Below are 18,730 nucleotides of genomic sequence, written 5' to 3'. Positions count from 1 at the left end.
GATCGGCCAACCTACCCAGGAGGCCGGGGCCGGGGGCAGGCCCGTGCCGAACATTCCTCCGGAGCGATTTGTCACGCGGGTGACAACTGGCGGGCCGATTCGTTGCCGCGGGTTCATAGCCCGCCCCCGCGCGGAGCCCTAGCCTCACCGGCGGAGGAACCCACCATGCGATCGCGCGCCCTGACGGCCCTGGCCATCACGTTCATCCTCGCCGCCGGCGCCACGCCCGCGGTGGCCGATCCCGACTGGTCGATCGTGCCGGAGGGCGGGCCGACGAAGGCGCCGGCCGTACCGGAAGGCACCCGGCGGAGCGCGCCCTGGCAGAAGGCGCTACCCGGCAGCGCCCGGGTGGTGCGCGAGCGGTGGCTCGGGCCGCGCACGCTGGACATCCTCATCTCCTCGCCGTCGATCGGGCGGATGATGCCGGTACGCCTGCTGCTGCCCAAAGGCTGGTCGAAGTCGGCGAAGCGGACCTGGCCGGTGCTGTACCTGCTGCACGGCGGCGCCGACGACTACACCTCCTGGACCCGGATGACCGACGTCGCGGCGTTCACCGAGAACGTGGACACGATCGTGGTCATGCCCGAGGCGGGACGGGCGGGAAATTACTCGGACTGGTACAACGGCGGCCGCGGCGGCACCCCGAAATGGGCCACCTTCCACACCTACGAGGTACGCCGCCTGGTGGAGATCGGCTACCGGGGCGGCACGCGGCGCGCCATCGCCGGCCTGTCCATGGGCGCCTACGGCGCGATGAAGTACGCGGCCCGCTACCCCGGAATGTTCCGCTTCGCCGGCTCCTACAGCGGCATCCTGGCCACCGGGCTCCCCGGCATCCCCGAGGTCATCATGAACGCGCAGGCCAGCGAGAAGCAGAACCCGAAGGCCCTGTGGGGCGACCCGGTCAAGGACAAGAAAGTCTGGGCGATGAACGACCCGATGGCGCTGGCGCCCGGCCTGAAGGGCACGAGCCTGTACATCTCCAGCGGCACCACGAGCTTCCTCGGCCCGCTGGACCCGCCCGGCTCGCCCTGGCATCCGGCCCACCTGGGCGAGCCGATCTCGGCGTACACGGCGAAGGCGCTCTCGCGGCGGCTGAACGGGCTCGGCATCCGGCACACGCTCAACCTGTACGCCAACGGGACGCACACGTGGCCGTACTGGACGAGGGAGTTCAAGGCGTCGTTCCCGATGATCCTGGCCGCGCTGGGCATTGGTAAGGGCGGGGTCAGGGACGGCTGGCAGCTCTCCAGCGGTCGTTGACCCCGCCCGACGCCGCCCGGCTCCGGGCCGCTGCCGTACGGCGTCATCCCCCTTCGGAGATCACCCGGGCGGGACCATGCCGTTCTTGGCCACCGGCACGGCCAGCTGGGAGCGGCCGGTGAGCGTCGCCGTCTCGCCGGGCAACTGCCCGAGTACGGGGTTGAGGTGGCGCAGGTTCAGCGTCACCGGCGCGGTGGTGGCGGCGTTGACGTCGTACTTCTCCAGGTCCAGCCAGCGCACGATGTTCAGCGTCGCGGCGGGGATGTTGTCGCCGCGCTTCTGCACGGGCGCACAGAGCTGGCGGGCGGCGAGGACCTGCACGTTGGCCGGCGGGATGTTGCTCAGCACCGGGTTGAGCTGCCTGAGGTTCAGCGTCTTGTTCATGACCGGGTTGGGTGTGAAGCCGTAGCACTCGAGGTCGATGTGGCGGATCACCGAAAGGACCTCGGCGGACGGGAGCACGCCGTTCTTGGCCACGGGCACGCAGAGTTGCTGCGGCTGGTTCAGCACGACCTGCTTGCGCGGCTGGTCCTGCAGGACCGGGTTGAGGTGGTGGAGGACGATGGTCCTGTTGATCGACGGGCCGGTGATCCGGTAGCAGGACAGGTCGACGAATCTGACGAAGTCGAGGACGCCGGGCGGCGGAATCACATTGTTCTTCGCGACCGGAACACATAATTGTTCGCGGGCGCCGAGCGTGACCGTCTGAATGGGCAGGTCACCTAGTTGCGGATTGAGGTGCCTGAGCGTAAGGGTGGTTGCGGGCGGCTGATATGGGTTTGTTTTGAAGCAGTCCAGATCCAGGTTGGAGACGAAGGCCCGCGGGGTGGGCAGTACCAGCGCCGTGGCGGGCGGGGCCACGAGAATCGCCGTCGCGCAGATCGCGAAGGCGACGGATAACCAGCGTCGGACCATTGGGGTACCTCCTCGGTCGCGGGCCGTGCATTTGACGCCCTGACTTTCTGTCAGGAAATCGAGGAAGGCAAGGCCATTGTCCGCTCTTTGCCACCGAAAAGAAAAAGAAAAAGCCCGCGCCGGGCGCGGGCTCATTCTGATGCGGTTCAGGCGGCGCGTACGTACACCGTGGAGAAGACCTCGGAGAGCTTCTTCAGATCGGCGGCCTGGTCGACCTCGGGCGTTGCCGGGTCGTAGATCGTGGCCAGCCTCGCCTTGACCGCGTCGAGCTTCTTGAGCTGCTCCCACGTGGCGTTATCGGCGAGCTTGTCGCCCAGCACCCGGTTGACCGAGCCCTTGGCGTCCTGCCAGCGGGTCCAGAGGATGACGGTCTCGACGGCGTCGGCCTGCAGCGGGGTGGCGACGCGGTCGGTGATGGTCTTCGTGGCCTGCTCGGTCGTCAGCTGGGAGGCGCCGGGACCGGTGAAGACGGCGTCCTCGGCGGCGATGTGCGCCCAGGAGTCCCAGGCGCGGGCCCGTACCTGGATCCACTGGTTGCGCTGGGCCTCGGCGGCGTCGATCCGCCAGGTGGCGTACTCGGTGGACAGGTGGCCGTTGTCCAGGGCGAGCTGGTCGACCAGGCCCGCCTTCAGCCAGGCGCCGACCTTGTCGGGGTCGAGCAGCGGGTACTTCTTGCCGATCTCCGTCCTGCAGGCCTCGTTCGCGCCGCAGCCCAGGGCCGGGACGACGGTGTGGATGGCCAGCTTCTTGCCGGGCACGGCCTGGCGCAGCGCGTGAGCGGCCTCGGTGATGAACGTGTCCAGTTCCTCGGCGGTCTGCAGCGTCTTGTTGTAGCCGACCTGCGAGCTGAACCGCACGCCCACCACACCCGGCTGGGCGGCCAGGGCGGCGACCTTCTTGGCGGCCTCGGCCAGCTTGCCGGCCTTCCAGTCGTCTGCGAGCTCGGCGTCGATCCACACCCGCATGCCGTCGGTGCGCGCGGTCTTGGCGCTCTGCCCGGCCGCGGTCTTCTCGGCGGCGGCGGCCTCGGTCGCGGAGACCTCGTCGGGGTCGATGTGGCACTTGGTGCCGTCGGGGCAGGCGTCGGGCGTACCGCCGTCCTCGGACCCCTCCACGTCGGGCGAGCCGACGTCGTGCATCTCGCCGTCGCCTTCGAGGTTGGGGTCGCAGGCGTTCTCGGCCTCGCTGCAGTCGACGCCGACCTCGCTGTTGGGCCCGGCGTTCTTCATGTTCTCGCCGTCGTTGTCCAGCCAGAACCTCGCGATGTCGGCGGCCTCCTCGGGCGTGGCCAGCCATGTGCACATGACATAGGCGGGCGTGTCGCTCGACATGAGGTCGTTGCAGCTGCGGGGGTCGTCCGCCGACCAGGCGGGAATCCCGATGCCCAGCATCGACAGTGCGAGTCCGGTGACGATGAGCGGACGAAGTCGCATGGCACCTACTCTGGGAGGATCAAGGGGGCATGAAGCACACTACTGGGACGATCAGCTCTCTTCAATGAGATCCACAGCGTTCTTCACTCCGTCTTCAGCGCGCAGTAACCGCCCGATGTGCTGCGATTTTTCCTCATATTGCGGTACGGCCCGCAGCCGCGCAGCCAGTTCTCCCGCCACCAACCGCGAGATCGGCAACGGCGGCGGCCCCGCACCCAGCGCCGCCACCCGCAGCCCCCAGAACGGCTGATCGGAGAAGAACGGGCACACCACGCCCGGCACCCCCGCCCGCAGCGCCGCGCCCGTGGTCCCCGCGCCACCGTGGTGCACCACGGCCCGGACCCGCGCGAACAACGCCTCGTGCGCCACCTCCCCCACCGGCAGCACCGCCTCCGACCGCTCCACCGGCAGCCCCTGGACCACGGCCCGCACCCCGGCCAGCCGGAGCGCGGCCGAAACCTGCTCGGCCGTCCGCGCCGGATCATCCGGCACCATGCTCCCGAACCCCACGTAGACCGGACGCGGCCCCGCCTCCAGGAACGCGGTCAGTTCGTCCCCAAGCTCTTTCGCGTCCGACGTCCAGTACCCGGTCTGCCGCACATGGCCGGGCCAGTCCGCCGGGCGCGGCACCACATGCCCACTAAACCCACACAAGACCGGCACCCGATCCCGCCGATCGGCCGCGAACGGACTCCCCCGCAACCTGCCCAGCCCGAGCGTCCGCGCCCGCAGCCGGTTGACCATCCGGCCGAGCATCAGCCAGCCGAGCCGCTCGACCAGGGCGTAGCTGGCCCTGTTCCCGAGGCGGCCCAGGGTCCGCGCGGGGATCAGCGGGTTCGGGAAGGCCGTCGTGGGGTGGCCGGGCTGGAAGTGCAGGATGCGGTACGGCATGCCGTACCGGTCGCGCAGATGCCTGCCGAAGGCGCCGAGAGCGGGAGCGAGCACCAGATCGGCCTTCCGGCAGGCCGCGTCCACCTCGCCCACCAACGTCTCGGCGAGCGGCTCGACCACGGCCCTGAACCCCCGCACGAACCCCAGCGGCCCGCTCTCCAGCCACGCCCGCCCCTCGGCACTCCCGGCCACCGCCACCGGATCCACACTGAGCCCCGCGAACCCCACCCCCTCCCCGACCAGCGGCGCGTACCGCCGAGCCGCCACGACCACCACGTCATGCCCGCGCCGGGCCAGCCCGTGGGCCAGCGCCACGCAGGGCTGCGTGTCCCCCCGCGACCCCAGAGCCAGCACAGCCACCCTCACGTCCCACCACCCCGCACACCAAGCCGACTCCAGACCCTCACACCAGACCGAGTCCGGACCCTCACACCAGGCCAGGTCCGAACCCTCACCCCAGACCAAGTCCGAACCCTCACCCCAGACGTACTCCGGACCCTCACACCAGGCCAGGTCCGGACCCTCACACCCGCCCTGCTCCGGACCCTCACGGCAGGCTCGACAAGCTGACCAGCGCCCCGGCAAGCACGAGCGCGGCGGCGGCGAGCAGCCCGACTGTGTACCCGGCGGCGAACGTCCCCACGGCGTGCACCACCCCGCCCACCCCCGCGATCCCGAACAGCCCGGAGATCTCCCGGCTCACGCTGAACACCCCGCCCGCCACCCCGGCCCGCTCCTCCGGCACCGCACCGAGCACCGCCGAACCCAGCGGCATCGTCAACGCCGACCCCACCCCGATCGCGCAGACAGCGGGCAGCAGATCTCCCCACCCGTCCCCCGGCCGCAGAAACGCCGCCACCACCATCCCGCCCGCCACCAGCAAGAGACCCGCCGCGACGGTACGCCCCGCTCCCGCCCACCGCTCCACCCACGGCACCAGCGGCGCGGTCGCCACCACCAGCAGGGCCAGCGGCACGAACGCCAGCCCAGAGGCCGACGGCGTGAACCCGAGCACGTCCTGCAGAAAGATCGCGGTGTAGAAGAACACCCCGTTCACCCCGAGCCCCCAGAGCACCTGCGCCACCACACCGCCGCTGAAGCTGCGAACCCGGAACAGCGCCAGATCCACCATCGGCCGCGCCGCCCGCCGCTCCACGACCACGAACGCCACCCCCGCCACCAGGCTCACCACCACACCCAGGACGATGGGCGGCCGGGCCCAGCCGTACTCAGCCCCGTGGATGAGCACAAAGGTCCCCGCCCCCAGAAACGCCCCCGAACACACCACCCCCGGCACATCCACCCCCACCCAAACCCGCCCCCCAACCCCAAACCCAAAGCGAGAACCGGAGCCATCCCCCAACCCGGAACCAGCGTCGGCCCTGGATCGGGAACCAGCCTCGGTCGTGGAGCAGGAACCAGAGCTGGTCGTGGAGCGGGAACCAGAGCTAGAGCCAGGGCTAGAGCTGGAGCTGGAGCGGAGGCTAGAACCAGAGCTAGAGCTAGAGCCAGGGCTAGAACTGGGGCTGGAGCGGAGGCTAGAACCAGAGCTAGAGCTAGAGCCAGGGCTAGAACTAGGGCTGGGCCTAGAGCTGGGTTGAGGGTCTGGGGGCAGGGCGACGAGGGCCAGGCCGATCACCGCCGCCCCCAGCGGCACGTTGATCAGGAACACCCACCCCCAGTGCGCGTGCTCGCTCAAGTACCCGCCAACCACCGGCCCGAGCGCCAACGCCGCCGCACCGGAGGCCATCCACACCGCGATCCCCGCCGACCGCCGCCGCTCCCCGGCACCCGCCAGCACGGCCAACGTGGCAGGCAACACCATCGCCGCCCCCATCCCCTGCACCACCCGTGCCGCCACCAGCACCTCCACGGCCCCGGCCATCCCCGCGACCAGCGAAGCAGCGCTGAACACCGCCATCCCCGCCACCAGCACCCGCCGCCGCCCCCAAAGGTCGGCCAACCGTCCCCCGGCGAGCATCAGCCGGCAAACGTGATCACATACCCCGTGCCCACCCACTCCATGGCCGCCAGCCGCGCCCCCAGTTCCCGCCGCATCGTGGGCACCGCGACCGTCACGACCGTGTTGTCCAGCGTCGTCACGAACCCCGCCAGCCCCACCACCCCGAACAACCCGGCCCAAGCCCCCTCCACCCGGGTGGCGGCGACCGTCACGACTCAACCTCCACCCAAACCCACCCACCCGGCACAGCCCTGACCACCCTGGTACGGCCGGCCGTAACCTTGACCCACCCAACCTCCACATCGTCGACCGGCACCGAAACCTCGCTCCGCGAGTAGGGCAACTTCCGCAAGGGCCCGCCCACCCGAGACTCCGGCACCCGCCCGCCCAACGCCTCCGCATCACGCCCGCTCACCCGAGGCTCCACTTCACGCCCAGTCACCCGAGGCTCCGCTCCGCGCCCGGCCACTCGGGGTTCCGCTCCGCGCCCGGCCACTCGGGGCTCCACTTCACGCCCAGTCACCCGAGGTTCCGGCTCGTGCTCGGCCGCCACGGGTTCGGGGTCGGTGTCGGCCCCGAACACCACCCGCCCACTCACCCCGCCGTCGGGACCCCGGTCACCCAGAGCCCGGCTACCCGGGGCGTGCTCCCGGCCACTCGCCCGCGCATCCACCGCAGGCTCGTCCGCCGCAGGCTCGTCCGCGCTCTCCCAGTGCCACCCGGGCCCGTCGGGGTTCGGCCGGATGACCCGAGCCGGTGCCACATCACCCGCATCACCCGCATCACCTGCGGCACCCGCCGTACCAGAGCGCCGAGTTCCACCGCCGTCCCGACCCGCCGACCCGGCGCCAAGAGCGCGGGGTCGCCCACCCTCAACCCCCGCCACCACACCACGGCCAGCCCCCGCCGCCACACCACGGCCGGCCTCGGCCAAACCACCCGCCCCACCGCCCGACACGCCACCGGCAGACGCCACCCCCCGTACCCCACCGGCAGATCCACCTCGGGGAAGGTGGGTGTGGAGGGATCGGAGCCAGCCGGGCAGCCACCAGTTGGCCCCGCCCATGAGGCGCATCGTCGCGGGCACCAGCAACGCCCGTACCAACGTGGCGTCCACCACGATGGCCACGAACATCCCCACACCCAGCAGCTTCACGATCGTGATTCCCGCCGTGGAGAACGCCCCGATCACCACAAGAAGCAGCAAGGCGGCACTGGTGATGACTCCACCGGTCTTCTCCAGCCCCATCGCCACAGCGGCGGCGTTGTCTCTGGTGCGCAGCCACTCGGTACGCACCCGGGACAGCAGGAACACCTCGTAATCCATCGACAGCCCGAACACCACCGCCAGGATCAGCACGGTCACGGTCGCCTCGATGGTCCCGGTCGGGGTGAAGCCGAGCGTGGAGGCCAGGTGCCCGTCCTGGAAGGCCCAGACGATGACGCCGAAGGAGGCGCCGATGGACAGGACGTTCATGAGCAGGGCCTTCAGCGGCAGCACCACCGAGCCGAACGCCACGAACAACAACACGAACGTCACCCCGCCCACGACCAGCGCCATCCACGGCAGGACGGCGGCGAGGCTGGCCATCAGGTCCATCTGGGCCGCGGTGGATCCGCCCACGATGACGGCCCGCGTGTTGGGCTCGGGGGCCATGGACCTGATCAGGGTGACGATCCGCTGGGCGCGGGCGGACATGGGGTCGGCGTCGTAGCGGACCGACAGGCGGACGGCGCCGTTGGCCTGGGAGACTCCGGCCAGGTCGACGCCGGTGACGCCGTCGAGGGCGTCGATGCGGTCGGCGAACGGCTTCGCGTCCAGCGGGCTGACCGGGGTGACGGCGGAGACGGGCGTGTATCCCTGACCCACCGGCCCGGGTGCGACGGGCTTGCCCGCGAAGTGGCGTTCGATGAGGACGTGCACGTCGATGGCGGCCATGGAGTTGCGCGCGAAGTCGCGGTCGACGGCCTCGGCGACCTGGCGGGACTCGGCGGCGGCGGGCAGGACGCGGTGGTCGACGTTGCCGAACTTCACGTGGGCGAACGGCAGCGCCAGCGCCACCAGCACCGCCATCACCCCAACAAGGTAAATGACGGGCTTTTTCATGACGCTGGCGGCGATGCCTCGCCAGAAGATGCCGTTCCCCGTGAAGACCGGGACCACCCGCACCGCGTCCACCCGCCGCCCCAGCACTCCCAGCACCGCGGGCAGCACCACGAGCGCCGACACCATGGCCACGAGCACCACCGCCGCCGCCCCGAGCCCGATCGAGCGCAGGAACATCTGCGGGAACAGCAGCAGCCCCAGCAGAGCGGTGGCCACGGTGAGCCCGGAGAACGCCACGGTCCGCCCGGCGGTGGCCATCGTGCGTACGACGGCCTGCTCGTTGGTGGCGCCCCGCCGTACCTCCTCCCTGAAGGCGCTCAGCACGAACAGCGAGTAGTCGATCGCCAGCCCCAGCCCGAGCATGGTGACGACGTTGAGCGAGAAGACGGAGACCTCGGTCACCTCGGTCAGCAGCCGCAGCAGGACCAGCGCGCCGAGCACGGACAGCAGCCCGACCAGCAGCGGCAGCCCCGCGGCGACCAGGCTGCCGAAGACGATCACCAGCAGCACGAGCAGCACCGGCATCGAGATGGCCTCGGCCCTGGCCAGGTCGCGGCCGGTCTGGTCGTTGAGCTCCTTGACCAGGGGCACCGAACCGCCCACCTTGACCTGGAGGTTCTCGACGGCGAGGCGGTCCTTGATCTCGGCGTAGGCGCGCTGCTTGGTCTGCGGGCCGCCGCGCAGGGTGATCAGCGCGTAGGTGGAGTGCTCGTCCTTGGAGACCATCCGGGAGGAGGCGGTGGTCCAGTAGGTGGCGAGCCTGCGCACGTGCGCGGCGGGCAGGCGGCGCAGCGAGTCGTGCACGGCCTTCTTGAACCGCGGGTCGGCGACCTTGACCTGCGGATGCCGGTAGAGGACGACCACGTCGGGCGAGTTGCCGCTGTACCAGGCGTCGTTCCAGCGCGCGGCCGTGGTCGAGTCGGCCTTGGGGTCCTCGAACCCGCCGTCCACCATCCGCCCGAACAACTCCATGCCGAACGGCGCGGCCAGCACCGCCAGGGCGAGGCTCAGCACCAGCAGCGTCCACCTGCCGCGATAGACGATCCGCCCGGCCGACTCAAACAAAGGCGTCCTCCAGGTAGGCCTGAAGGCAGGCCCGCCGCGCGATCTTCCCGCTGGACGTCCTCGGTACGGCTCCCGCCGCGGCCAGCACCACGTCATGCACGGCCAGATCGTGCTTCCTGGCCACGGCCGCCCGTACGAGCCTGGTCACCTCGGCCGGCTCCGTCTCCAGCCCGCGCCGGGAGCGCTCGGCCACCACGACCACCCGTTCGCCCTGCTCACCCGGCACCGCGAAGGCCGCCACGTGATCGCGCCGCACCGCCTCGCACGCCTCCTGAACGGTGGCCTCGATGTCCTGCGGGTAGTGGTTGCGCCCGTCGACGATGATCAGGTCCTTGATCCGCCCGGTCACGTAGAGCTCGCCCTCGTGGATGACCCCGAGGTCGCCGGTGCGCAGCCAGCCCGACCCGAACACCTCGGCGCTGCGCCCGGGGTCGCGCCAGTAGGCGCGGGCGACGTTCGGCCCCTGGACACGGATCTCGCCGACGTGCCCGTCCGGTGCGTCGACGCGGACCCGCTGCCCGGTCGGCCGCCCGCAGGAGACGAGCGTGCTCTTGGCACCCGACGTGTACGCCACCGCCCGCCCCTCCCCGAGCGCCTCCCGGTCGAACTCGGTGACCTTGGCGACCTCGTCACAGCCGGCGGCCGAGACGAACACGGTGGCCTCGGCCAGGCCGTACGCGGGAGTGTGGGCCTGCGGCCGCAGCCCGCAGCGCGCGAACGCGGCGTGGAAGGCGGCTCCGGTGCCGGGCCTGACCGGTTCGGCGCCGTTGAGCATGACCCGCACGCCGGACAGGTCCAGCCCGTCCTTGTCGGCCTCGCTCACCCGCGCGGCGGTGTATTCGTAGGCGAAGTTGGGCCCGCCGGTGTAGACGTCGTCGAACTCGCTGAGCAACCGCAGCCAGCGCACCGGGTGCATGACGAAGGCGACCGGGTCCATGAACGCCACCTGGTTGCCCCCGACGATGGGCAGCGCGATGGTGGCGATCAGCCCCATGTCGTGGAAGAGCGGCAGCCAGAGCGCGGCGACGGAGGAGCGCGGCTTGGCGTCGAAGGCCTCCCAGAGCTGCAGGGCGTTGGCCTCCACGTTGCCGTGGGTGATCTCCACGCCCGTGGGCTGCCGGGTGGAGCCGGAGGTGTACTGCAGGTAGGCGAGGTCGTCCGCCCCGAGCGCCACCTCTTCCCACTCCTCGGCGAGCAGGTCGGAGACGGTGTCCACGGCGAGTACGGCCCCGCCGTCCACGAAGGCCCGCACATCGGGCAGCGCCGGTGTGGTCGTGAGCACGAGGGCGGGCTCGGCGTCGGTGTAGGCGCGGGCCAGCCTCTCGGCGTGGCCGGGCAGGCCGGGCGCGAACAGCGGCACCGCGACGACCCCGGCGTACAGGGTCCCGATCATGGCGACGACGTAGTCGAGCCCCTGGGGGGCGAGGATGGCCACCCGGTCACCGGGCCCGGTCAGCTCCCGCACGCGTACGGCCAGCGCGCGGGCCCTGCGGTCCACCTGCCGCCAGGTGAGCGTGTGCCACGCCCCGTCGCCCAGATAGTCCACGAAGGTGTAGGCGGGGGCGTCGGGAATCTCCCTGGCCCATCGGGCGACTCGCCGTATCAGCACGCTCACGATCCAGCAAATTACGGCAGATAGCACCGCGTTTCTTGCCAATCGCCTGCACATTCCACAGCCGGTCTTGTTACCCGCCGACAGAAATGTCGCAGGCAGGCGGAACAATGACGCGAGTGCAGAGCTTTCGCCAGGATCTCGGGCTTCTCCGGGATCACCGTTTCGCCCTCCTGCTGTCGGCCAGGACCATCTCGGTCCTTGGCAGTGCCTTCGCGCCGGTGGCGCTGGCGTTCGGCGTGCTCGGGCTGCCGGGGGCGAACGCGTCCACGCTGTCGGTGGTGCTGACCGCCCAGTCGCTGCCGATGGTGCTGTTCATGCTGGTCGGCGGGGTGGTCGCGGATCGTTTCCCCCGGCAGCTCGTCATGATGACCGGCGAGTGGGTCAACTGCGCCGCCTACTCCGCGCTGGCCTTGATGCTGTTCACCGGATGGACCCCGCTGCCCGCGCTGGCCACCGCCGCCGCCCTCGGCGGCATCGCGATGGCCGTGCTCTTCCCGGCCCTCACCGGCATCATCCCCGAGGTCGTGCCCGCCGACCGGCTGCAGACCGGCAACGCGCTGCTCGGCCTGGGCGCCAACACCTCCCGTGTGGCCGGGGCGGTGCTCAGCGGCATCACCGTGACGCTGGTCGGCGGCGCCTGGGCGCTGGCGGTGAGCGGGCTGATGTTCGGCGTCTCCGGGCTGCTGATCCAGTTCCTCCGCCTGCCGCCGCACGTCCGGACCGGCGATGCCCGGCACTCGGTGCTGCGCGACCTGAAGGACGGGTGGAAGGAGTTCAGCTCCCGGCAGTGGCTGTGGGTGGTGGTGGCCCAGTTCTCCATCATGGTCATGGCCCTGCAGGCGGCCCACGGCGTGCTGGGGCCGCTGCTGGCCAAGGAGCATCTCGGGGGCGCGGGCGCCTGGTCGGCCGTGCTCGCGGGGGAGGCCGTGGGCACGCTGGTCGGTGTCGTGGTGGCGTTGCGGCTGCGGCCCAGGCGGCCCATCCTGGTCGCCACGCTGCTGTGCTTCCCGTCGGCGCTGCCGTACCTCCTGCTGGGGGTGGACGCGCCGCTGTGGGTGGTGGTGGCGGGGGCCTTCCTGCTCGGGGTCTGCTTCGACGTGTTCGGCGTGTTGTGGCAGACCACGTTGCAGCGGGAGGTGCCGCCCGAGGCGCTGTCGCGGGTGAGCGCCTACGACGCGCTGGGGTCGTTGATGTTCGGGCCGCTCGGCTTGTTGCTGGCGGGCCGCCTGGCGGTCATGGTCGACGCGAGGTCGGCCATGCTGGTCTGCGCGGGCGTGGTCGCGGTGGCGACGGCCGCGGCCCTTCTCTCACCGGGTGTACGCAACCTGCGGGCGCCGGAGTTCCCCGAGAAGTAGTCGTTGGCGCTCGGCTGGAACATCAGCGCCACCGCCCCCAGCACCGCGGTCAGGTGGAGCACCCGGCTCGCGCCCATGGCGAGGTCGGCCGCGCCGGCCGAGGTCAGGGCCTCCGAGAGGCCGCCGCCGGCCATGAAGTACCGGATCGGCTCGATGACCAGCGAGATCGTGCCGAACACACCCAGGGTCGCGGTCAGCGTGAGCCTGGCCCAGTTCTTGCCCCTTCGCAGCGCGAGGGCGAGGTAGATGGCGGCGGCGTAGATCGCCAGGCGCAGGCCGAGGCCCCCGGCGAGCTCGCCCACGCTCGCCTCGCCACTGATCAGCAGGCCGCTGACGGCGATCGCGGTCTCGGCGGCGCCGAGCGCGACCGCGAGAAGCCACAGGCCCGCGGCGGTGCGGACGGAGTGCGGAGCAGACATCTTCGTTCCTTCCCGAGTTCCTTCCCGAAGTGTCCGCCGCGATCACCGTCCCGATCTGCCCCGCACTCCCCCGAAGTGCGGGTAGGGCTGGCCTTACCTGGACTCTCCGCTGGTCCGCAGGCCTCTGGTCGGCACCCGCTCGCCCAGCCCGAAGCGGGCGTCCGGGGCGTGCTCTCCGTCCAGGACTCCGGCCATGTACGCGGCCAGCGAGGGCGCGTGCTTGAATCCGTGCCCGGAGTCCCCGCCCAGCAGCCACACGCCCGGCGCGGTCTCGGCGATGATCCACTCCGCGTCGGGCGTCAGCGCGTACTGGCAGACCTGGCTGAACAGCACCGGCGCGCCGGCCAGCGAAGGAAACCTGCGCGCCAGATACGTCCTGGCCCGCTCGACGCCGGCGGCGTCCACGGTGCGCGGGCCGTGCTCCGGCTCGTACGGCTGGCCCTCCACGTCGGAGGTGGCCTTCATCCCGACTCCGTCCACGTCGCCGTGCCCGTAGAACGAGGCGCTGTGATCCACGAAGGCGGGCATCCCCGGCACGGTCCACGCGGCCGGCACCGCGAAGTGCAGCGTGTCCTGCTTGGTGACGGTCAGCGGTGCGTCGAACAACTCCGGCATCCACGCCCCCGTCGCCCAGACCACCCGATCCGCGGTGAGCCTCCGCCCGTCGGCCACCACCCCGCCGTCCACGGGCAGCGCCCGCGCCCTGACGAGCTGCGCCCCGGCCCGTACGGCCAGCGCCGCCGTCACCTGCGTGGCCCGCCGCGCCCTGATCACCCCGGCCTTCGGCTCCCAGAGCAGAAAGCTGAGCCCGTCGGGCCGGAACTCGGGGAAGAACCTGCCCCCGTCCGACGGCTCCAGCACCTCGCAGGGGATGTCCAGGTTCTTCAGCACCCGGGCGCTGGCGTGCTCCCACCCGTCGGGATCCTGGGCCAGCCACATCATCCCGGCCTCGTGGTAGAGCTGCTCACCGGCCCGTTCCTCCAGGCGGCGCCATCCGTCGAGCGCCTGCCAGAAGGACCGGGCGTACCATTCGCCGTCTCCGTGCGCGGCGCGCAGCAGCCGGGTCTCGCCCGCGCTGGCCTGCCGTACGTGCCCGGGTTTGTGCTGTTCGATCAGCGTCACCTGCCAGCCTGTTTCGGCCAGCCGCAATGCCAGCGACGCACCCCAAATACCCGCTCCGACCACGATGACCGATTTCATGCCACCACCGTGGCCGCTCTACGCCACCCGCCGCAAGGCCCTCAGACCACGATCATCTTCACCACGACGCCCGCGCAGTTTCCCGCCACGCAGATGCGTACGGGGATCTCGAAGTGGCCGCTCACGGCCGGGACTCCGCCGACATGGCCGTCGGGGCCGATGCTCACGCCCTCCGGCAGCTTGTCGTAGTCGGTCACGGTGAACGTGGGCAGGACGCCGGCCGGGCCCCCGTTGATCGAGATCTCCCCGTTGATCGGCTCCCCGACCCTGCCGGGGAAGGTGAGGTTGCGCGGCTCCCATGGAACGTTCCGATAGACGATGAGCGTGATCGTGTCCTCGGCGCAGGTGCGCCCGCGGCAGAGCTCGATCGGCGAGGAGAAGGTGCCGGGCCTCAGCGGCTTGCCCTGCAGGCTGCCGCTCTCGTCCACCCGGACGCCCGGCGCCACCTCTTTGGGCCGGATCTGGGCCTGCTCGTCGAAGGGCAGGACCCGCTCGCCGACCTCGATGCCCAGGGTGGCGTAGAACGTGGTCTCGACCAGCAGGCCGGGCTTGGACGTCCGGGGCGGGCCCATTCCATTACTGCGGATCAGGGAGGACGCCCGCTCCCCGACCGAAGGCAGAGCGGGGATCAACGCACAGATAGCCAGCCCGCCGATCAGGACAAGCCACATTTGCCGCATATTTACCCCCCGGTCCGACTAACCGGGTACTTACCCGCTTCAGTGCGGAGCGTCACACCAGCACCACGCATAATCAACAGCATGGCCGCAGAATCCGCCCAGACCCTGGAGCGCGGGCTCCGCCTGCTCCGGCTGCTCGCCGACGGGCACGGGGGCCGCACGCCCACCGAACTGGCCGCCTCGCTGGAGCTGAGCAGGCCGGTGGTGTACCGGCTGGTCACGACGCTGATGAACGAGGGGTTCGCGCGCAGGGACGCCGAGGGGCGGGTGCATCTCGGGTTCGGGGTGCTGGTGCTGGCGCAGGCCGTACAGCCGCTTCTGCGGGCGGCGGCGCTGCCGACGCTGCGGCGCCTGGCCGAGGAGGTGGGCGCCACCGCGCACCTGACCGTGGCCGAGGGCGACGACGGGCTCGCGGTCGCGGTCGTCGAGCCGTCCTGGACCGACCTGCACGTGGCCTACCGCGAGGGCTCGCGGCACCCGCTGGCCAAGGGCGCGGCGGGCCAGGCCATCCTCGCGATGCGCGGCGGCAACACCGGGTATCAGGTGACGGAGGGCCAGCTCCAGGAGGGTGCCCGCGGGATCGCCGCACCGGTCACGGGACTGCCGTGGCTGGAGGCGTCCGTGGGGGTGGTGAGCTTCGGCGGACTCGCCGAGGGCACCGGTCCCCGCGTCGTGGTGGCGGCCGGCGAACTCGCCGCCGCGCTTGGTTGACAGTACGGCCCGCGATGAAGGACGGTAGTTACACATAGAGGACATAAGTGTCCGATAACCGGACGGAGTTGAGAGAGATGCCGTACTACCGGCTCGTAGGCGAGGTACCCAGGAAGCGCCACGTGCAGTTCCGGCGCCCGGACGGCGGCCTGTACGCCGAGGAGCTCATGGGCGAAGAGGGCTTCTCATCCGACTCCTCCCTGCTCTACCACCGCCACCTCCCCACCGCGATCGTCAAGGCCGAGGCGGTCGAACCGCTCCTGCCCACCACGACCAGCGCGAACCTGCCGCTCTCCCCGCGCCACTTCCGCACCCAGGACCTCGCCTCCGCCGGCGACCTGGTGACCGGCAGGATGCTGCTGTCCGCCAACGGCGACGTCCGATTGTCGTACGCCACCAGCGACCGCCCCAGCGAGCTCTACCGCAACTCCATGGGCGACGAGTGCGTCTACATCCAGCGCGGCAACGTACGCTTCGAGTCCACCTACGGCGTCATCGAGGCCGGAGAGGGCGACTACGTCGTCATCCCCACCGGCACCATCCACCGGTGGGTGCCGTCCGGCACCGTGAACGTGCTGGCCATCGAGGCCTCCGGGCACATCAGGCCGCCCAAGCGCTACCTGTCGCATTACGGCCAGTTCCTGGAGCACGCCCCCTACTGCGAGCGCGACCTGCGCACCCCGCAGGAGCCCTTCACCGCAGAGGGCGAGGAGGTTCCGGTCCTCGTCCGCACCCGCGGCGGGCTGACCAGGCTCGTCTACCGCAACCACCCGTTCGACGTGGTCGGCTGGGACGGCTACCTCTACCCCTACGCCTTCAACATCAACGACTTCGAGCCGATCGTGAAGAAGACGCACGCGCCGCCGCCCGTGCACCAGACGTTCGAGGGCCCCGGCTTCGTGGTCTGCTCGTTCATGCCGAGACCGCTGGACTTCCACCCCGACGCCGTGCCGATCCCCTACAACCACCACAACGTGGACTCCGACGAGTTCATGTTCTACGTCGGCGGCGACTACTCCGCCCGCGCGGGCTCCGGCATCGACGTCGGCTCCATCTCCCTGCACCCGGCCGGCTTCACCCACGGCCCGCAGCCGGGAGCGGTAGAAGCGGTCATCGAGGCCGGCGCCACCCACACCAGCGAGATGGCCGTCATGGTCGACACCTTCCGCCCGCTCGACCTCGGCCAGGGCGCGCTGTCATGCGAGGACCCCGGCTACGCCTGGACCTGGGCACGATGAACACCCTGTTCACCGCCCTCGTCGACGACGCCGGCCTGTTCCCGCCGACCTCGCTGCACATGGACGAGGCCCTCGCCCGCCACCAGCGCGACCTCGAAGCGGCCAGCCCCCTGCTCACCCACCGCTTCCTGTGCCCGGCCTCCCGCCTCGACACGCTGCGCCGCGCCGAGCCCCGCCCCACCCGCATGGGCCTGATCCTCGACACCGGCGAACTGCCCGCCTTCGCCGACCTCCCCGTCGACTTCGTGGAGGTACGGCTGCCGCCCGAGGAGGCCGGCCGCCTGGACCTGCCCGACGGCGTCCGCCTGTTCATCGAGGTACCGGCCCGATCCCAGGTCACCGCGCTGCCCGAGGGGGCCGGGCTCAAGGTGCGCTGCGGCGGGATGACCGCCGACGCCTTCCCGCCCGCCGAGCACCTGGGCGCCTTCATCGCCCACTGCGTGGCCAACGACATCCCGTTCAAGGCCACGGCCGGGCTGCACCACGCCGTACGCCACTTCGACCCCGCGCTCGGCGTCGACCGGCACGGCTTCCTCAACCTCGTGCTCGCCGTCTGCGAGGCCGTGGAGCACCGCGATCCGGTGCCCGTCCTGCGCACGACCGACGTCGGCCACCTGGTACGGCTCGCGCTGGCCGTACCGGAGGAGAGCGCGAAGCGCGCCCGTGAACTGCTGGTCAGCTACGGCTCGTGCAGCACCGGCACGCCCATCGACGACCTCAAGACACTAGGAGTGATCAGTGACGGAGCGTAGGTGGGGCGTGGAGAACCTGCCCTATGGGGTGTTCTCCCGCCGGGGCGAGGCCCCGCGCGTGGGCGTGCGCTTCGAGGACCGCGTCCTGGACCTGTCCGCCTTTCTGCACGACGAGGTGTTCGCCACCGGCAGCCTCAACGCCTTCATGGCCCGCGGGCGGCACGCCTGGCACGACACCCGCGCGCTCATCCAGACCAAGCTGACCGACGACCTCTCGCTGGCCGAGCCGCACCTGATCCCGCTCGACCAGGTCACGCTCCACCTGCCCGTCGAGGTCGCCGACTACGTCGACTTCTACGCCTCGGTCGACCACGCCACCAACATGGGCAAGATGTTCCGGCCGAACGCGGAGGCGCTGCTGCCCAACTGGCGCCACCTGCCCGTCGGCTACCACGGTCGCTCGGGGACCGTGGTGGTCTCGGGCACGCCGGTCACGCGGCCCAGCGGGCAGTTGCGTGCCGGGGTGTTCGGGCCGTGCGCCAAGCTCGACATCGAGGCCGAGCTGGGCTTCGTGGTCGGCATGCCGTCCGCGATCGGGGCTCCCGCCGGGGCGTTCGATGACCACGTGTTCGGGGTGACGCTGCTCAACGACTGGAGCGCCCGCGACATCCAGGGCTGGGAGGCGCAGCCGCTCGGGCCCTTCCTCGGCAAGTCGTTCGCGACCTCGATCTCGCCGTGGGTGACGCCGCTGGAGGCACTGCCGCGGGTGCCGGGGCGTGCGCAGGATCCGGCGCCGCTTGACTATCTGCGCAGGCAGGGTGACTGGGGGCTGGACATCGAGCTGGAAGTCCTGCTCAACGGGGTCGTGGTGTCGCGGCCGCCGTACCGGAGCATGTACTGGACGCCGGATCAGATGCTCGCCCACATGACCGTGAACGGCGCGTCGCTGCGGACCGGCGACCTCTACGGCAGCGGCACCATCTCCGGGCCCGAGCCCGGCCAGCGCGGCTCGCTCATGGAGCTGAGCTGGAACGGCACCGAGCCGATCAAGCTGCCCGACGGGTCCGTCCGCACGTTCCTGGAGGACGGCGACACGGTGACCATCACCGCCACCGCCGGCGGGCTCGGCCTGGGGGAGGTCTCCGGAACCATCGGCAGGTGACTCGATGTGCTCAAGCCGTGA

15 protein-coding genes are annotated in these 18,730 nt (G+C 71.0%); 6 read left to right on the top strand and 9 right to left on the bottom strand.

The genetic code is table 11. The annotated features are described in order from the left end of the window. Positions 1-165 precede the first annotated feature (165 nt). On the top strand, positions 166-1,263 hold the full coding sequence (locus ACIBKY_RS21320) for an alpha/beta hydrolase (protein ID WP_397098581.1): 1,098 nt from the start codon (positions 166-168) through the stop codon (positions 1,261-1,263). Positions 1,264-1,323: 60 nt separating this feature from the next. On the opposite strand, the gene ACIBKY_RS21315 is transcribed toward ACIBKY_RS21320, so the two are convergent. The 7 genes from ACIBKY_RS21315 to ACIBKY_RS21285 all read right to left on the bottom strand — a co-directional run bounded on the left by ACIBKY_RS21315 (position 1,324) and on the right by ACIBKY_RS21285 (position 11,252). Beyond that, positions 1,324-2,178, bottom strand: coding sequence for a hypothetical protein (locus ACIBKY_RS21315; protein ID WP_397098579.1), 855 nt, complete (start codon positions 2,176-2,178; stop codon positions 1,324-1,326). Between the two features lie 146 nt (positions 2,179-2,324). Continuing rightward, a complete protein-coding gene (locus tag ACIBKY_RS21310; RefSeq protein WP_397098577.1) occupies positions 2,325-3,611 on the bottom strand; it encodes a hypothetical protein in 1,287 nt (428 codons plus the stop codon). Between the two features lie 51 nt (positions 3,612-3,662). Further along, complete coding sequence (locus ACIBKY_RS21305) at positions 3,663-4,868, bottom strand: glycosyltransferase (RefSeq protein WP_397098575.1); 1,206 nt, start codon at positions 4,866-4,868, stop codon at positions 3,663-3,665. A 181-nt stretch (positions 4,869-5,049) separates the two neighbouring features. Then, positions 5,050-6,423 (bottom strand): MFS transporter, encoded by a 1,374-nt coding sequence (locus ACIBKY_RS21300; protein WP_397099455.1) that lies wholly within the window; start codon positions 6,421-6,423, stop codon positions 5,050-5,052. 59 nt (positions 6,424-6,482) lie between these two features. Next, on the bottom strand, positions 6,483-6,677 hold the full coding sequence (locus tag ACIBKY_RS21295; protein ID WP_397098573.1) for a hypothetical protein: 195 nt from the start codon (positions 6,675-6,677) through the stop codon (positions 6,483-6,485). Continuing rightward, positions 6,674-9,637 carry an MMPL family transporter gene (locus tag ACIBKY_RS21290; RefSeq protein ID WP_397098571.1) on the bottom strand — a complete coding sequence of 988 codons (2,964 nt, stop codon included), beginning with the start codon at positions 9,635-9,637 and terminating at the stop codon, positions 6,674-6,676. Before ACIBKY_RS21290 ends, ACIBKY_RS21295 begins: the two co-directional genes overlap by 4 nt. After that, a complete protein-coding gene (locus tag ACIBKY_RS21285; RefSeq protein ID WP_397098569.1) occupies positions 9,630-11,252 on the bottom strand; it encodes a fatty acyl-AMP ligase in 1,623 nt (540 codons plus the stop codon). Before ACIBKY_RS21285 ends, ACIBKY_RS21290 begins: the two co-directional genes overlap by 8 nt. 107 nt (positions 11,253-11,359) lie before the next feature. On the opposite strand from ACIBKY_RS21285, the gene ACIBKY_RS21280 reads away from it, so the two are divergent. Then, positions 11,360-12,607 carry an MFS transporter gene (locus ACIBKY_RS21280; protein WP_397098567.1) on the top strand — a complete coding sequence of 416 codons (1,248 nt, stop codon included), beginning with the start codon at positions 11,360-11,362 and terminating at the stop codon, positions 12,605-12,607. Between the two features lie 512 nt (positions 12,608-13,119). Here ACIBKY_RS21280 and ACIBKY_RS21275 read toward each other — a convergent pair. Together ACIBKY_RS21275 and ACIBKY_RS21270 are read right to left on the bottom strand one after the other, a co-directional pair. Then, positions 13,120-14,226 (bottom strand): NAD(P)/FAD-dependent oxidoreductase, encoded by a 1,107-nt coding sequence (locus ACIBKY_RS21275; protein ID WP_397098565.1) that lies wholly within the window; start codon positions 14,224-14,226, stop codon positions 13,120-13,122. A 41-nt stretch (positions 14,227-14,267) separates the two neighbouring features. After that, positions 14,268-14,897: a hypothetical protein gene (locus tag ACIBKY_RS21270; RefSeq protein ID WP_397098563.1), complete on the bottom strand. Its 630-nt coding sequence runs from the start codon at positions 14,895-14,897 to the stop codon at positions 14,268-14,270. Positions 14,898-14,987: 90 nt separating this feature from the next. Between ACIBKY_RS21270 and ACIBKY_RS21265 the strand changes: the two genes are divergently transcribed. The 4 genes from ACIBKY_RS21265 (at position 14,988) to fahA (ending at position 18,709) form a co-directional block, all read left to right on the top strand. Next, complete coding sequence (locus ACIBKY_RS21265) at positions 14,988-15,617, top strand: IclR family transcriptional regulator (protein ID WP_379618362.1); 630 nt, start codon at positions 14,988-14,990, stop codon at positions 15,615-15,617. Positions 15,618-15,694: 77 nt separating this feature from the next. Further along, positions 15,695-16,855, top strand: coding sequence for a homogentisate 1,2-dioxygenase (locus tag ACIBKY_RS21260; protein ID WP_397098561.1), 1,161 nt, complete (start codon positions 15,695-15,697; stop codon positions 16,853-16,855). Continuing rightward, positions 16,816-17,607, top strand: a complete 792-nt coding sequence (locus ACIBKY_RS21255; protein ID WP_397098559.1) for a hypothetical protein — start codon at positions 16,816-16,818, stop codon at positions 17,605-17,607. The genes ACIBKY_RS21260 and ACIBKY_RS21255 overlap by 40 nt, the downstream gene beginning before the upstream one ends. Continuing rightward, the gene (gene fahA, locus ACIBKY_RS21250) at positions 17,594-18,709 is read left to right on the top strand and encodes a fumarylacetoacetase (RefSeq protein WP_397098557.1); all 1,116 of its coding nucleotides are present in this window, start codon (positions 17,594-17,596) and stop codon (positions 18,707-18,709) included. Before ACIBKY_RS21255 ends, fahA begins: the two co-directional genes overlap by 14 nt. The last annotated feature ends 21 nt before the right edge of the window (positions 18,710-18,730 follow it).

This window comes from Nonomuraea sp. NPDC050394 (assembly GCF_044459065.1).
GTDB lineage: Bacteria > Actinomycetota > Actinomycetes > Streptosporangiales > Streptosporangiaceae > Nonomuraea.
Note: the sequence above shows the minus strand (reverse complement) of the source record. Positions and strands in the feature narration are given on the sequence as shown.

Excerpts from the sequence above, each read along its gene's own strand:
- ACIBKY_RS21270 (WP_397098563.1), bottom strand. The coding sequence starts at position 14,897 with ATGTGGCTTGTCCTGATCGGCGGGCTGGCTATCTGTGCGTTGATCCCC.
- ACIBKY_RS21265 (WP_379618362.1), top strand. The coding sequence starts at position 14,988 with ATGGCCGCAGAATCCGCCCAGACCCTGGAGCGCGGGCTCCGCCTGCTC.
- ACIBKY_RS21280 (WP_397098567.1), top strand. The coding sequence starts at position 11,360 with ATGACGCGAGTGCAGAGCTTTCGCCAGGATCTCGGGCTTCTCCGGGAT.
- ACIBKY_RS21300 (WP_397099455.1), bottom strand. The coding sequence starts at position 6,423 with ATGGCGGTGTTCAGCGCTGCTTCGCTGGTCGCGGGGATGGCCGGGGCC.
- ACIBKY_RS21310 (WP_397098577.1), bottom strand. The coding sequence starts at position 3,611 with ATGCGACTTCGTCCGCTCATCGTCACCGGACTCGCACTGTCGATGCTG.
- ACIBKY_RS21255 (WP_397098559.1), top strand. The coding sequence starts at position 16,816 with ATGCGAGGACCCCGGCTACGCCTGGACCTGGGCACGATGAACACCCTG.
- ACIBKY_RS21260 (WP_397098561.1), top strand. The coding sequence starts at position 15,695 with ATGCCGTACTACCGGCTCGTAGGCGAGGTACCCAGGAAGCGCCACGTG.
- ACIBKY_RS21315 (WP_397098579.1), bottom strand. The coding sequence starts at position 2,178 with ATGGTCCGACGCTGGTTATCCGTCGCCTTCGCGATCTGCGCGACGGCG.
- ACIBKY_RS21275 (WP_397098565.1), bottom strand. The coding sequence starts at position 14,226 with ATGAAATCGGTCATCGTGGTCGGAGCGGGTATTTGGGGTGCGTCGCTG.
- ACIBKY_RS21320 (WP_397098581.1), top strand. The coding sequence starts at position 166 with ATGCGATCGCGCGCCCTGACGGCCCTGGCCATCACGTTCATCCTCGCC.